This is a genomic window from Terriglobus albidus (assembly GCF_025685425.1).
Classification (GTDB): domain Bacteria; phylum Acidobacteriota; class Terriglobia; order Terriglobales; family Acidobacteriaceae; genus Terriglobus; species Terriglobus albidus.
The window spans coordinates 1-14044 of the sequence record NZ_JAGTAS010000040.1; the positions used below are offsets into that span (position 1 = coordinate 1).

Genomic DNA, 14044 nt, shown 5'->3' on the forward strand with positions numbered 1-14044 from the left:
CCTCACTCAGAACTTCATCCACACGTGGCGGAACCAGGTAGCCCTGCTCCGGTGAATACGGAAGATAGCGCGACATACTCTCTTTTCGTATATCTATCCACGAAAATCAAGCACTCACACAGACTCTTTAGCCCCGGGCCTTCTTCGTCGCTCAAGAGAAAGCCCAGGGCTAAAGCCCATTTACTTTTAGGCCCTTTATCAGCGGGCTGAAGCCCGCTGCTCCCACCCCATCCAGCGAAGCTGGTTGGAGACCCCGCCGCTCCCCACCCCGTTCGAGCCTTGCTCGAATAGATCAGATCTTCATTACTTGAGAAGCGCATCAATACCGGCCTGCGCGATGGCTTCGTCAATCTCCGATTTGGAGCCGCTCGCGGAGATTCCTCCGAGAATCTTCCCATCGACCTTAATCGGCAATCCTCCCTGATTGGGGAAGAACTCAGGGAATGCCATCGCCTCCGTATTGCCCTTCTTGATCGTGTCGGCTCCATCTTTGGACGGCCTGCCGTAGAAGGCCGCATGGCGCGCTTTTCGTTGCGCAAATTGAATCGTATTCAGCGAGGCGGTTTCACCCTTCTCCAGAAAAAGCAGATTGCCACCCTCATCCACGATGCAGATGGTTACGGAAACATTGAGCTCCTTCGCCTTTGCCTCCGCCGCGGCAACCATGATTTTGATGTGGGTGAGATCCAGATACTTCTTGTTTGGCAGATCGTTGGCAAACGCCGTCACCGCCGGAAGAAGGATTGCCGCCAAGAGTCGCTTCACGAATACCTCCTCTAGAATTGCGCTTCCCAAGGTATCAGAGCCGCTTTAGATTCAGGGCGCAGGACTGTATCGATATCTTCAGGGATAACCCATGTACGGGGTAACCCAACGAACAGTTCGTCGGGGACCCGGACTTCAGCGCTCGGAGCCATGGCACCTTTTGCTGAGCAGACCTGTTCTACTAAGCCGATGATCACTGCCAGGTTGTCGCAACAAGTCCAGATTAATGGGCATAGCTGACGACGCGTGTCAGCTTCCAGCTTCCATCTTTTAGTTGCCAGATGTGCAGGAACCTGGCTTCTCCTACCGGCCACTCAGACGCACCCGGATCGAGAAAACGAGTCATGCCCAGTTGCTTTGCAGCAGGAAACTCCTTCTCGTGGCCGGGGTGATGGAAGCGATGGACTCCCATTTCGATCGCTCCATAGCCTTTGACCGGATAGACCTGCAGGGTTCCGGGCACGAGTTCACGAATCATTACGCCGCAGGTATTGTGTTTGATTGAGTCCAGAAAGGCTTGCCTGCCCAGCATCAGTCCGCCCTGGTCATGGTAGAACTCGAGGTTCTCATCCACCATCGCGGTCAGCTTCTCGTAATCACAATGATTCGCCGCATCAAACAACTGCGTATCGAGGCCCTGCATCGTTTCGAACAGCTTGGACGGCTCGCTCTGGGTAAAAGCTGCCGTAGAGCCCAGAAGCAGAAGGCAAAAGAATGACTTCGGTAGCGCAAACTGCATGGGTGGTCTCTCCCTGTTCGTTGCGTCGAATGGAAGGCATTACGCAATGGGAGCCGCTAAAGTTCCACGCATATGTCGACCCATGCACCGGGTGCCCCATCCATCGCCATCGGGTCCCCGACGAACTTGTTCGTTAGGGTGACAACGCGATAGGTGGGATATTCGAGCCCCAGACGAATTGTTCGCTGGGGAACTATCGAGCGAAGCTCCAACCGGGTGGGAGCCGTGGGCTTCAGCCCACGGTCTATCAGTTCAACATAAAGATGGGCTTTAGCCCTGGACCTTTTCCTGACGAACAGAGAAGGCCCGGGGCTAACGCCCATTTATTTCTACGCCTTTATCGGCGGGCTGAAGCTCGCTGCTCCCACCCGTTTCGATCATGATCTGGGCTGGATTCAGACCAAACGAACTTTCCGATACAGCCCAGATTCGTTTCGTCTGACCGGCTCACAACAGCAGCCATCTCTGCGCCGCATTCGCGGCGCAGAGATGCTATCGATTTACTTCGACCACGGCGGCACAACACCGTTCATACGGGCGTAAGCGATCGACTGGCCAAGATGCTCGTGCTGATCCGAGAGCAATATCATGATCGCGTTCTGTTTGGTCATGTCCCTGCCGAACAGTTTGACCGATGCGCTGAGGTCGCTGTCAGAGAGGCCGCTGATGGCCTTCTGCAGATCGGCATAAGAGCTCTTCAGCGCAGCCTGCAGTTTGGCCGGGTCGGTGATGGGCTCCGGCTTGGGTCCGGAGGGAGCGGCCGCGCCCGTAATTACGCGGGTAAGCATTCCGTTTTCCATTACGATCAGGTTGAAGACCTCGCCCACGGACCTCACACCCTGACCAGGCTTCCAGTCATACTTGCCGGTCATCGAATTGGCAAGGCCAACGAACTTTCCGGAGAGTCGATCCGCGTCCGCTGCATACGCACTCTGGAAGCTCGACGACGGCGCGGCGGTTTGGGCACGAAGACCCGAGGCGGCGAAAACGACAAGGAGGAAGAGCCCACACGCAAGCGAAGCGATTCTGTTGTTTCTCATGATTTCTCCTCTTTCTACCTGCACAGTGCAGGCGGTTCGGATTTGACGGCAGATGTGCACGTACGTCGACCGAGAACCATTGGGTAAGTGTGAACCGAATTGTACTCGTAACCGATGAATTCCCGGAACTATTCCAGCGAAGCTCGACTGGTGGGAGCCGTGGGGGTAAAGACCCGGGCCGAGATGTATTGAGCGCTGAAGGCGCGTTCTATACCAGCCTGGGGCAACGCCCCAGGTACGGAGACAGGAAACGTTAAGAGGGCTGAAGGCCCGATCTATAATCCCCAATCGTCACAAACCAAACGGTTCGTGAAACCGATGTATGCTCTATCAAAACGATACGGTCGGATTGAAGGCCCTTATATAGGGCGGGCCTTCAGCCCTTTAACATCTTGTGGGCGCCAAAACCTGGGGCGTTGCCCCAGGCTGGTATAGGTCGCGCCTTCAGCGCTCAACACATCTTTCTGGCTCAATAAAGAATGGGCTGAAGCCCGCTGCTCCCACCCACCCAGATCAATCGAATTTATCGATACGTCCTAATTGCCTCACCGCCTCACCAACGTCGCCTACTTCTTCATTCGCCTCGGCGCAATGTCGTTTGCCTGCCGCATGAGGAAGTTCCGAAACGCTCCGACGCTCCCCACTGGTTCCGGCCCCGCGGGATACGCCATGGCGAACCGGCGCGCCAGCTTCACACCTTGAATGCGAGCGAGTTTAACCTTTCCCAAGGACAGTTGGTTGCGCACCGCCCATCGCGACACGATCGTTACTCCCAGGCCGGCCTCGACCGCGTTGAGCAGACCCTCTGTCGAGTCGAGCTCCATTGAGATCGTCAGATCCTTCAGCTTCAGGCCGGCCGTCGCGAATGCATGTTCGATCACCCGCCTCGACCCGGAGCCGTATTCCCGCGTGAGCAGCGGCTGGCCCTTCAGGTCGTCTGGCGAGATCTCGTGATCGGCCCACTCGTGCGACGCCGGAACGACGAGGACCATGTGGTCCTCCATAAACGCTTCAATGTGGATGTCCTTACGCTGCTCCGGACCTTCGATCAGGGCGAGCTGGATCTCACGCGCCAGCAGAGCTTCCAGCATCTGATCCGTGTTCCCGCTGCGCGCGCGTACCTTCACCTTGGGATTCATGGCGGTGAACCCCGCGATAAACCTGGGCAGAAGATACTGCCCGATGGTTTGTGAGGCGCCAAGGACGAGCTCACCTGCCTGGTGGCCGTAAGCTTCGGCGACCGCGGCGATCGCCTCGTCACTTAAAGCCCGCATCTTTTCTGCGAACGGCAGCAGCGCCTGCCCGCCCTGCGTCAGCGAGATGTGGCCGCCGCCCCGGTCAAACAACGGAACTCCCAGCTCTTCCTCCAGCAGCTTGACCTGTTGCGTGACCGCCGGCTGCGTCAGCAGCAGCTCTTCGGCAGCTCGCGTAAAACTCAGGTGCTGGGCTACCGCCCGGAAGACCCGGATGCGAAAGTTATCAATCACACTCTCTCCTCAACGCGAGCAATCACACCCTCTCCTGAGCGCGAGCAACCACAATCTCTCCTCAGCGCAAGCAATCACAGTCTCTCCTGAGCGCGAGCAATCGCAATCTTTCCTCAGCGCAAGAGTATCGCGCCGCATCATGCAGCCGCAGCTTCCGGTTCCAGCGGATCTGGCGTCGCAATCGCGTACAGCGAACGTGACGAGAGCCGTCGTGCAATCTCGCAGGCCAGCAAATTGTAGAGCAGCAGCAATGGAAGCAGATGCCACTGGCCCGTCAGCTCAATTGCCATCATGGTTGCCATGAACGGCGCGTGGGTCACAGCAGCAAGAAATGCCGCCAGTCCGATCACGGCAAGCAGGCCCGGCTGGGAGACACCCAAGATCTGTCCGGCGATCAGGCCAACGACGGCGCCCGTAAATAACGTCGGTGTGAACACTCCGCCGGCTGTGCCCGCACCGACACACACGCCAGTTGCGATGGTTCTCGCAAGCAGCAGGACGATACTCGTCCCCACCAGGCCAGAGCCGGTGAGAACCTGCACCAACGCCATATCCCCGTTGCCCCACACCATAGGTGTCATCAGGCTTAGAAGGCCGACGACAAGGCCGGCCCAAAGCATAGCGAAAGGCCAACGAGCCAGAAAGCGAAGACTCCGGAAGAACCGGTGGTAGAGCGGCGCAAGGCATCCCAACATGATCGCGAGAAGGATTCCCCATCCAGCCTGGCGATCGAAGCTGAGGTGGCTATGGATCGCGAAGATAGGACCACCTCCAAGCAGCGCTCGGCTCATAAGCCAGCCGGAGATGGAAGAGAGTGCCAGAGGAGCCGCATCTTCCCATGACCATTCGCCGAGAACCACCTCGAAGGCGAAGAACACCCCGGCGATCGGCGCAGAGTAGGCGGCGGCGATCGCTGCCGCTGCGCCATAGCTGACCTGACGGCCAAGTGAGGTAAACCGGACTCCCGATCGTCTCCCAACCCAGGACGACGCTGCGGCGGCGAACTGAATCATGGAGCCTTCGCGACCGATCGCAGCACCCGTAGCCACGGAGAACGCTGACGAAAGAGTGCGCCAAAACGTGGAGGCTAACGGAATCTCTCCATCGCTGAAGCGGACCGCTTCCACGTACTCGTGGAACGGCGCCATGCGGAGGCGCCGCTTCACGATCCAGGTGATGGCTGTCGCCAGAAGTGCTCCCAGTATGGGGATGACCAGGCGGCGGCTAAACGGGAGTGCTGCGGCGGCTGCCGGCAAAGAGCCTGCATGCTGAGTGAAGAGCCATTGCAGCGCCCGCATCACCAGACGAACCAGAACGCATGCCAGTCCGCTCACCGCGCCCAGGACAGAGGCCCATGCTGCCGCGCCGAGGATCTCCGTAAATCTGCGAGAGGTACAACAATCGTTCTCTGAGATCATGCGACTGCTCCGCTGGGCACGAGGATGATAGGGTCGGCGGTGTAGAGAGTAGCAGCCCTATGAGGCGCTGCTTCCGTTTGCTGCGTCATCCGGTGGAGCGTATGAGCCAGCTCCGCTGCCTGCGTGCGAATCTCCGGAATAGCAATCGACTCCAGCAGAGTTCCCAGACGGCCGGGCCCGACACTGAAGAGAAGCGCCGACTCCTGCCCTGCGGCATCGATCACTGCTCCACTGGGAGAAGTGCGAAACCCTCCGCCCAGTGGACCATCGGCAATGATGCCCTGCGCGAACAGACTCGCGAGGAGGGGCGAGCCTACCTGCCTGTAGTGGGTGCTGGGACCGGTGCAGTTAATCACCCGGCTGGTCTCAAAACTCTGAGTCCCCTCTGCGGTTCGGATCGTGACGCTGGCACGCTCTCCTTCCAGATCAACAGACTGCAGCCCGCCTTTCCGGATGCGCAGAGTGCCGGCCCGCAACTCTGCATCGACGATATCGGCGATCGCGGGAGCCATGCGGTGCCGCGCCACATCCCACCGGCGCTGCAGATGGCGACGGAAGCGGCCCTGCTCCTGGACCGGCAGAGCCAGCCAGAGCTCGTTGGTGGTCGCGCGCAGGCTATCTATCGCTGCGCGCCACTCCGCGCCGTTGCGCAGAGCCTGACGGAAGGCGCGCAGATAAGCCAGGCAGGTGGCCGGAGTGCTCCGCGGAATTGCACTCCGCTGCAGAGCCGTATAAGCGGCATGGCGCTGGGGAAAGATGCCGTGACGTGAGACCGCCGTGATGGTTCCGGTGTGCCCGAGCTCACGAAGCCGCAACAACACATCCACACCGGTCAGCCCCGTTCCGATCAGCGTGACGGGGGCCTGCGGATCGAGCCCGACGAAGGCGTCAGCAGCCCAGGCATTATGCCGGTAAACGCCGGCGGTCAGCGCCTGCTGTGCGATGCCTGGAAGTGGGGCCGGATCGAAGTTACCCAGCGCCAGGACGACGGCTCTCGCTTCCAGCGTTCGGCCATCGTGGCAGGTCAATATCGCTCCCTTGCGCGTGAGCTTCAGATCGACCACCTTGGCGCTCAGGTGCTCAATTTGGGAGACAGAGGCCAGCAGCGACTGAATGTATCTTCCGAAGACGGCGCGCGGCGCGAAGGTCATGGACGTCGGCGTCATTGGCCCCGCCTGCGGATCATGATTCGCTCGCAGCCATTTCAGGAAATGATCCGGCTCATCGGGCAGCGCACTCATCCTGCCTGCCGGCACGTTCAGCAGATGTCTGTAGCTTGGAGTCGCGTAGGCCAAACCCAGTCCGAGCGACGGGCTGGAATCCACCAGAACGACAAAAGCCTTCGGGTTCTGGCGGATAAGGTGATAGGCCGTGAGAGCTCCACTCACTCCGCCACCAACGATTGCGATCGGTGCTGTTGCTGTCTCCTGCGTATCCATGACTCGACACTAGGCCGAGATCGGCGGCATTGGAATTCGCAAATTCTTATGCCGCATAAGCGGGGCGCGATGCGGGTCGATGTCCCGGTTGGGATTGTTCCGGAGAGAGACCTGCCCTCAGCGGCTAAAGCCGCGTCTCTTGCTGCGTCGGTACGGCATGGCTAAAGCCATGTCCTTAAGCAAGGCATTCGCGCATGGCGCGAACGGAAAAGCGATTCCATTGAAAGTAAGGCAGACTTCTAATAGTCATCGCCAATCATGCGAACGAACCTGTTTCGTTCGCATGATCTATCGCGCGTTGCGCGCGATTGTCTTGCTTAAGGGCACGGCTTTTAGCCGTGCCGTAAAGGACCTAGCAAGTAAGCGGCTTTAGCCGCTGAGGGCGATGTATTAGAGAACGATCCGCTAGTGGAGCTGCGACTGATCCGACCACGGGGAACCCAGAGGGCGATGTATTTCGCATCGATCCACTGAATCGATCCGCTTACGGAGCGATCTCGATGCCTTCCCATTCTTAGGATATCGCAGGCCGGGGGACTTGCCGCAAGGCCCGGGTTCTGCCGCACAATCGGCAGGCTGTACCGAGAACCTGAGCCCATGGGAGGCAAAATGGATATGAAATCGAGTGGATCGCATGCGGTGATCATCGCCGGAGGAGGCCCCGCGGGGCTGATGCTGGCGGCTGAGCTGGCGTTGGCAGGAGTGGACGTTGCCATCGTTGAGCGGCGCACCAGCCAGCAGCTTGAAGGGATACGCGCAGGCGGCCTGCACGTGCGAACGATCGAGGTGCTGGACCAGCGCGGCATCGCCGAGCGGTTCATCACACAAGGCCAACCGCACGACATGATCAGCTTCCACGAAACCCCGCTGAAGGTCAGCGATCTTCCCTCACGGCACAACTACACGCTCGCACTGTGGCAGAACCATTTCGAACGCATCCTCGCCGACCGTGTCAATGAGCTCGCGGTGCCGATCTATCGTGGATGCGACGTCACCACCTTCACACAAGATGAGACCGGTGTCGATGTTGCACTCTCTGACGGCGATTCGCTGCGGGCGGAGTATCTCGTCGGCTGCGACGGAGGCCGCAGCCTGATCCGCAAGACAGCCGGCATCGAGTTCCCGGGGTGGGATGCAACGACCAGCTGGCTGATCGCCGAGATTCAGACGACCGAAGAGCCGGCTTGGGGCTTCCGCAACAACGCCGTCGGCATCCATGGAATCGGCAAGCTTGACGATGGGAAGCGTGCGCGTGTCGTACTCACCGAACCGCAGGTGGGCACAAATGAACCGACGCTGCGCGATGTGAGTGAAGCGCTGATCGGGATCTACGGCACCGACTTCGGAGCTCATAGTCCTAACTGGATCTCGAGGTTCACCGATATGACACGGCAGGCCGCGACCTATCGCGATCGACGCGTGCTGCTGGCCGGCGACTCCGCTCACGTGCATCCTCCGATGGGTGGACAAGGTTTGAACATCGGCGTGCAGGACTCGATGAACCTGGGATGGAAGCTGGCCCAGGTAGTGAAGCGTATCTCACCGGATAGCCTGCTGGATACGTATCATGCCGAGCGCCACCCGGTCGCTGCTCGCGTACTGCGCAACACCATGGCGCATGTCGCACTGCGCCGCCAGGACGAGCGCTCGAAGGCTCTGGCTGACTACGTGGCGCAGTTCCTCCGCATGGACGAGCCGCGCATACGAATGGCCGCAGAGGTATCGGGCCTTGACGTTCACTACAACCTCGGCGAAGGACATCCGCTACTCGGCCGCCGTATGCCCGATCTTGATCTGGTCACCGCGAATGACACCGTGCGGGTCTTCTCTCTGCTGCACAATGCCCGGCCGGTGCTGATCAACTTCGATGAGTCAGGCAGCTTCGAGATCGCTCCATGGGCAAATCGAGTTCCGTTGGTCGATGCGCAATACACCGGCACGTGGGAGCTTCCGGTGCTTGGGGTTGTCACGGCTCCAAGCGCGGTATTAGTTCGGCCCGATGGATACGTGGCCTGGGTGGGAGACTCGACGCAAGAGGGACTCACTGATGCGCTGACTACGTGGTTCGGACCGGCTGCTGAGGCGTAGCGCATCGCAAAACTAACCCAAACTGGGTGCCCCATATCTGGCGGCTTCATCGCCAGATGTGGGCTCATTGCGAACATATTGCCCCAGCGGCTATCCCGGGAGTGGGTGGGAGCAGCGGGCTTCAGCCCGCTGATAAAGGCGTAAAAGAAAATGGGCTTTAGCCCTGGGCCTTTTTCTAATAGAAAGAGAAAAACCAGGGCTAAAGCCCATTTCTATATAGGCCGAAAGACCGAGGGCTGAAGCCCTCGGCTCCCACCTGATTCGAGCTCCGCTCGAACGATCCCATCCATCGCCAATCACCCAACGAACAAATTCGTCGGGGACCCGCGATGCGATGAATGGGGTACCCGGTGTATAGGTAGTTCCTTTACTTAGGTATGACCATCACATCTTGAAGATGTAAAGCTGCCAAGCTTGCTTCATGACTGAGCAGAATACCGATGTCATCCAGGGCACGCTCGACCTTCTGATTCTGAAGACGCTGAGTCTGGAACCGATGCACGGCTTCGGCATCGCCCGCCGTGTCGAGCAGGTCTCCCGCGGAGTCTTCAAGGTGAACCCCGGCTCTCTTCTCACGGCACTGCAGCGGCTGGAGCGCGCCGGCTGGCTCGATGCGGAGTGGAAGAACACCGAGAACTCGCGCCGCAGCGTCGCGGAACGGATTCACGAGATCGGCGTGCGTATGGCCCTGGGAGCCACGCGCAACGACATCCTGACCATGGCGCTGGGAGATGGAATGCGGCTCACCGCCTTCGGCATCGCAATCGGCGTATGCGGAGCCTTCGCCGCCGGCAGAGCGATTGCCTCCCTGCTCTTCGGAACATCGGCGCTTGATCCATTGTCGTGGTTGGGCATGTTGGCAGTGTTGGCTTTTGTCGCCATGCTGGCCTGCTGGATTCCGGCTTGGCGTGGAACAAGAGTGGATCCTGCGAGGACGTTAAGGTCGGAGTAAGCCACGAAGCCGGCTCCCCCGGGCAGAAGTGGCAGAACATTGTGGTACCTCAGCGGCTGAAGCCGCATGTCTTCACGGCATCGATACGGGACGGCTGAAGCCGTCCCCTTAAGCAAGACATTCGCACCTATGGTGCGAAGCGGTTGCATTACTCCTATGATGCAATGCTGCGCAAACCGATCCAACTACATCCGTTCGCGCCTAGCGCGATGTTTTGCTTAAGGGCATGGCTTTAGCCATGCCGTACCTAGTCAATGAAAAGAGGCGGCTTCAGCCGCTGAGGTACCAAGGGATACTTCTACACTTGTGTCTTCCCGTTATCCATCTCAAATAAAGCTTTCTCATCTCCTTCGATTCGAGCTCCGCTCGAACGATCCCACTCACGCTTCGCGTGAATGGGGCACCCGGCGCATGGGTAGTTCAACTAGCAACCAGGAACTAGCAACCAGCAACTAGCTCGCTTCCACCAACTGGATCCGATACGTCCTCCCGACTCGCAGGCTCCGGAACTCCTCTTCCGGGACCGATAGGTTGGGGCCGTTCAGTAATTCGTGGGAGGGGGCGTCCGAGGCGTCGCTGTCGCGCACGATGCGGGTTGAGGCGATGAACTCCTGGGGCTCCCATGACTCCAGGCCGACGACGCGAAGACCGATGACTGGCATAAAGACTCTGCACTCCTTTAAGGAAGATCTTGGAAGCCGCAGACTGGGCCGGGAGCGTTGTGCGAGGACGCGGCGGGCGCGGTCCAGTCTGCGGCAGTACACGATGCGGCGGGCCAGTACATCCTTCGCCTCGGCGTCCAGAGCGCTTACCGCCTCCTTCTCCTCGGCGGTTCCGAAGAGCTGCAGGTCGCAGTGGCAGTAACGCTCGCGCTCGCAACAGGTGGAGCGGTAGCGGGCCAGGATCACCGCCCGGCGCCGGTCGGCTTCCAGATAGCTGCTCCATAAGCAGCCGGCTTCAGCCTCCCAGGCAGCCATTCGCTGCTCCAACGCGTCGGGATGTGCCGGTATGGGCATCGTGTGTACATCGCATTTACCGGCTTAGCGATAAACGCGATAAACAAATGATAACCATACTAATCAAATTTAGCAAGACCACTAAGCGAATTTTTCCCCTGGGTGCCCTACCCTCGCAAGGCTAGGGTGAGTTAGGAATACCCCAAATTTCAAACAAACACGGAAACGAATTGTCGATGAACTGGGGTGAAAAGTCCTGGATTCCCGCCCACCCTAGGGTTGCGAGGGTGGGGCACCCAGGGGAGGAAGATGTCGAAAAGCAGGTCCTTCGCGATGCTCAGGATGACAAGCTTGGAGGACCGTTCAGGTCCTATTCAATCATTCAATTCTTCAATCATTCAATTACCGGAGCGCCATTCAACCATTCAACAATTCAACCATTCAACCGCTTTTAAAGCCCCCCCTCCCCCATCTTGTGCATCACCTGGCCGATGATAACGACGCGATCGATCTCTTCGCTGTTGACGATCTCTTCGGCATAGGCCTTGTTGTCGCTGACGATACGCAGGCGGCCGTCGGCGAGCCAGAACAAGCGCTTGATGCGCAGGTCGTTGCCGTAGGCAAGCGCGAAGACACGGCCGTCGACGACGTTGCGTTGATTGATGTTCACCGCGACCTTATCGCCTCCCCATAGCGTGGGCACCATACTGTCACCCTCGACGGTGACGATGCGCAGATCCGTCTCGCGGAGGCGCTTCTTGCGCAGCCATGAGCTCTTAAAGGTCAGCCGCTCCAGGGTCTCAATAAACTCCGGCGGCTGTGCTCCGGGGCCGGCCTGCAGGCGGACGTCGTAGACGGGAATGCGGACCTCGCCCTCATCGTCATCCTGATATTCGGCGTCGTCAACGGCGCGGACGCGCTGCATGGAAAACGGCTCGTTCGGGTGAGGGTCGCCCTTGCCCCAGATCAGGTAGTCCACTGTGGTGTTCAACGCCTCTGCCGCCGACTCCAGCAGAGAGCGGCGAATGCGGTCCGGCTGCGTTGTATCCGACTCCCAGTTGAAGATAGTCGGCCCGGTCGCGCCGATCAGGGTTCCCAGCTTGCGCTGCGAATAGCCCAGTTCTCGCCGCAACGCCTGAATCCGATGTCCGAAGGTCTGCATGTTAATCAAACTTAGCACAAGATTGCACCATTTGCGATTAGAGTTATTGACTAATTTGGTTAGTGCGCTTATCGTCTCTCTATGACGAAACAAGAGGCGCTTACCCTGCTGAGAATCAACCAAGCGCAGATGGCCCGGATCTTCGGCGTGAGCCGAGCCGCGGTCTCCCAGTGGCCCAGCGATGCGCCGCTGCCCCCCAAGCGCCTGATGCAGTTGAAATACGAGCTTCACCCCGAGCTCTTCGACCAAGAGGAGGTCTGAACCGTGGAAACATCCTCCCGCGAGATCATCCGCTGCACCCGCTGCCGCCTGCAGCAATATATGACCCAGACGCAGCGCTGCCGCCGCTGCAGCGGAGACCTTCTGCCGCCTCTGCCGCCTGAACCTGAACAACCCCAATCTTCACAGTCCCAGACGATAACCGCATCGAACCTGATGGCCTCGCGCCTTCGCCTGGTAAGGCGCTGCCGCCACTTCAGCCAGCCGGAGATGGCCGAACGCGCCCGGGTCTCACAACAGTTCATCTCCGTGATGGAGCGGGGCCGATCCCGGGTCACGCTTGAAACCCTGGAACGTTATGCCAACGCATTGAATCTTCCGCTGCATGTGCTCTTCGCGCCCGCGCCGCAGTTCGAGCGCTTCCTGCAAAAACAAGGGATGGTGTAAATGGCACGCATCCGCACCATCAAACCCGACTTCTTCAAACATGAGGATCTCTTCGACCTGGAGCAGGAGACCGGACTTCCCGTCCGCATCGCCTTCGCCGGGTTGTGGACCGTGGCCGACCGCGACGGCCGCTTCGAGTGGAAGCCACGGACGCTGAAGACCGATGTTCTACCGCATGATCCGGTGGACTTCGCCAAAGTACTCGACGCGCTGGAGACGCGCGGCTTTCTCAACACCTACGAGGTAGACGGCAGGCGCTATGGCGTCATCCCTTCGTGGGAGAGGCACCAGGTGATCAACAACCGCGAGTCGCAGAGCGTGCTTCCGCCTCCTCCGCAGCTCGACAACGCGTCCCCGACGCGTGAGCCACGCGAGCGGGACGCGGGCAAAGATTCTCTTGGGCACGACAGGGATTCCCTTGGGCATGCTCCAGCGGAAGGGAAAGGAAGGGAAGAGGAAAGGAAAGGAAGGGAGCAACGCGGCAAGGCACGCGTTGACGCCGCCGCCGGTTTGGCACGCGGAGTCCTGGAAGAGCTGCGACTCTCCGGAAACGACCTGCTCCGCACACTCACTGAGGTCTGCAAGCTCGAGCTTCAGGCGGACACGGCTCCGGAGGCACTACGTCAGAAGCTCATCGAGAGCTTCCTTCACTTCAACCAGGCTCGGCCGCGATTGCAGATCACCTGGGGACCGGCTCGTTTCTTCGGGGAAGGACACTGGCGCGATGCGACGCTGTGGCCCTGGAAGGAGGAGCATCGCTCCGCGGCCAGCGGCCAAGTCACGGTTGGGATCTACAGGCGGGCAGAGGCAGCTGAAGAGGAATCCAGGGCTAAGGCTGAGCGACGACAGGCCGAGCTTGAGCTTCTTCAGGGCGCGAACACCAATACCGGATACTCCGTCTGGCAGTCGATGCGATCACGATTGCAGGAGTCGCTCGACAGCCAGAGCTTCGATACCTGGGTCAAGCCGCTGGGAACGGCCGGCATCAAAGACGCTCAGTTGGTTCTGGTGGCTCCGAATGAAGCGTTCGGACAAGTGCCGGAGCGGTTCCAGTTCAAGCGTTTTCTTCCTCACAACATTGCGGCCATACGGATGATCTTTGGAGATGGTGCTTGAGGGTGGAGCGGCTCTGAAAGACCGTCGCGCTTAGCCACCGAGGTCAATTTTTGGTACCTCAGCGGCTAAAGCCGCATCTCTCCGGCCCTTGTGCAGCCTGGAAGATAGGTAACAGTTTAGACCGGGCAGATGGGTAACACTTTTTGCTCGGTAGGTTTATGAATGTGAGCCATTTTTTTGTCTCAGGTAGTGGTGGAGGCGGTGGGAATCTGGGAA

Annotated in this window: 13 protein-coding genes; 5 read left to right on the forward strand and 8 right to left on the reverse strand. The window is 59.3% G+C overall.

All coding sequences use genetic code 11. From position 1 onward, the window contains the following. Positions 1 to 303: 303 nt before the first annotated feature. The 6 genes from OHL21_RS07645 to OHL21_RS07670 form a co-directional block, all read right to left on the reverse strand. A complete protein-coding gene (locus OHL21_RS07645) occupies positions 304 to 765 on the reverse strand; it encodes a GlcG/HbpS family heme-binding protein (protein WP_263416662.1) in 462 nt (153 codons plus the stop codon). 223 nt (positions 766 to 988) lie between these two features. After that, the gene (locus OHL21_RS07650) at positions 989 to 1504 is read right to left on the reverse strand and encodes a nuclear transport factor 2 family protein (RefSeq protein WP_263416663.1); all 516 of its coding nucleotides are present in this window, start codon (positions 1502 to 1504) and stop codon (positions 989 to 991) included. A 500-nt stretch (positions 1505 to 2004) separates the two neighbouring features. Then, the gene (locus tag OHL21_RS07655) at positions 2005 to 2544 is read right to left on the reverse strand and encodes a DinB family protein (RefSeq protein WP_263416664.1); all 540 of its coding nucleotides are present in this window, start codon (positions 2542 to 2544) and stop codon (positions 2005 to 2007) included. A 566-nt stretch (positions 2545 to 3110) separates the two neighbouring features. Next, the gene (locus OHL21_RS07660; RefSeq protein ID WP_263416665.1) at positions 3111 to 4031 is read right to left on the reverse strand and encodes a LysR family transcriptional regulator; all 921 of its coding nucleotides are present in this window, start codon (positions 4029 to 4031) and stop codon (positions 3111 to 3113) included. Between the two features lie 137 nt (positions 4032 to 4168). Then, a complete protein-coding gene (locus OHL21_RS07665; protein WP_263416666.1) occupies positions 4169 to 5449 on the reverse strand; it encodes a chloride channel protein in 1281 nt (426 codons plus the stop codon). Next, complete coding sequence (locus tag OHL21_RS07670) at positions 5446 to 6888, reverse strand: FAD/NAD(P)-binding protein (RefSeq protein WP_263416667.1); 1443 nt, start codon at positions 6886 to 6888, stop codon at positions 5446 to 5448. The genes OHL21_RS07665 and OHL21_RS07670 overlap by 4 nt, the downstream gene beginning before the upstream one ends. A 615-nt stretch (positions 6889 to 7503) precedes the next feature. Here OHL21_RS07670 and OHL21_RS07675 point away from each other — a divergent pair. Then, positions 7504 to 8976, forward strand: a complete 1473-nt coding sequence (locus OHL21_RS07675; RefSeq protein WP_263416668.1) for an FAD-dependent monooxygenase — start codon at positions 7504 to 7506, stop codon at positions 8974 to 8976. 421 nt (positions 8977 to 9397) lie between these two features. After that, on the forward strand, positions 9398 to 9928 hold the full coding sequence (locus tag OHL21_RS07680; protein WP_263416669.1) for an FtsX-like permease family protein: 531 nt from the start codon (positions 9398 to 9400) through the stop codon (positions 9926 to 9928). A 452-nt stretch (positions 9929 to 10380) separates the two neighbouring features. Here OHL21_RS07680 and OHL21_RS07685 read toward each other — a convergent pair whose 3' ends face one another. Further along, positions 10381 to 10905, reverse strand: coding sequence for a hypothetical protein (locus tag OHL21_RS07685; RefSeq protein WP_263416670.1), 525 nt, complete (start codon positions 10903 to 10905; stop codon positions 10381 to 10383). A gap of 430 nt (positions 10906 to 11335) precedes the next feature. Continuing rightward, positions 11336 to 12046, reverse strand: a complete 711-nt coding sequence (locus OHL21_RS07690) for an XRE family transcriptional regulator (RefSeq protein ID WP_263416671.1) — start codon at positions 12044 to 12046, stop codon at positions 11336 to 11338. 81 nt (positions 12047 to 12127) lie between these two features. Here OHL21_RS07690 and OHL21_RS07695 point away from each other — a divergent pair, with 81 nt between their 5' ends. From OHL21_RS07695 to OHL21_RS07705, 3 genes are read left to right on the forward strand one after another with little or no spacing between them, the layout of a single operon-like run. Then, a complete protein-coding gene (locus OHL21_RS07695; protein WP_263416672.1) occupies positions 12128 to 12307 on the forward strand; it encodes a hypothetical protein in 180 nt (59 codons plus the stop codon). A 3-nt stretch (positions 12308 to 12310) separates the two neighbouring features. Next, the gene (locus tag OHL21_RS07700) at positions 12311 to 12712 is read left to right on the forward strand and encodes a helix-turn-helix domain-containing protein (protein ID WP_263416673.1); all 402 of its coding nucleotides are present in this window, start codon (positions 12311 to 12313) and stop codon (positions 12710 to 12712) included. Continuing rightward, on the forward strand, positions 12713 to 13828 hold the full coding sequence (locus OHL21_RS07705) for a DnaA N-terminal domain-containing protein (protein ID WP_263416674.1): 1116 nt from the start codon (positions 12713 to 12715) through the stop codon (positions 13826 to 13828). The last annotated feature ends 216 nt before the right edge of the window (positions 13829 to 14044 follow it).

Coding starts and splice junctions, on each gene's coding strand:
- OHL21_RS07655 (WP_263416664.1), bottom strand. CDS start 2,544: ATGAGAAACAACAGAATCGCTTCGCTTGCGTGTGGGCTCTTCCTCCTT.
- OHL21_RS07665 (WP_263416666.1), bottom strand. CDS start 5,449: ATGATCTCAGAGAACGATTGTTGTACCTCTCGCAGATTTACGGAGATC.
- OHL21_RS07705 (WP_263416674.1), top strand. CDS start 12,713: ATGGCACGCATCCGCACCATCAAACCCGACTTCTTCAAACATGAGGAT.
- OHL21_RS07685 (WP_263416670.1), bottom strand. CDS start 10,905: ATGGCTGCCTGGGAGGCTGAAGCCGGCTGCTTATGGAGCAGCTATCTG.
- OHL21_RS07650 (WP_263416663.1), bottom strand. CDS start 1,504: ATGCAGTTTGCGCTACCGAAGTCATTCTTTTGCCTTCTGCTTCTGGGC.
- OHL21_RS07670 (WP_263416667.1), bottom strand. CDS start 6,888: ATGGATACGCAGGAGACAGCAACAGCACCGATCGCAATCGTTGGTGGC.
- OHL21_RS07680 (WP_263416669.1), top strand. CDS start 9,398: ATGACTGAGCAGAATACCGATGTCATCCAGGGCACGCTCGACCTTCTG.
- OHL21_RS07695 (WP_263416672.1), top strand. CDS start 12,128: ATGACGAAACAAGAGGCGCTTACCCTGCTGAGAATCAACCAAGCGCAG.
- OHL21_RS07690 (WP_263416671.1), bottom strand. CDS start 12,046: ATGCAGACCTTCGGACATCGGATTCAGGCGTTGCGGCGAGAACTGGGC.
- OHL21_RS07675 (WP_263416668.1), top strand. CDS start 7,504: ATGAAATCGAGTGGATCGCATGCGGTGATCATCGCCGGAGGAGGCCCC.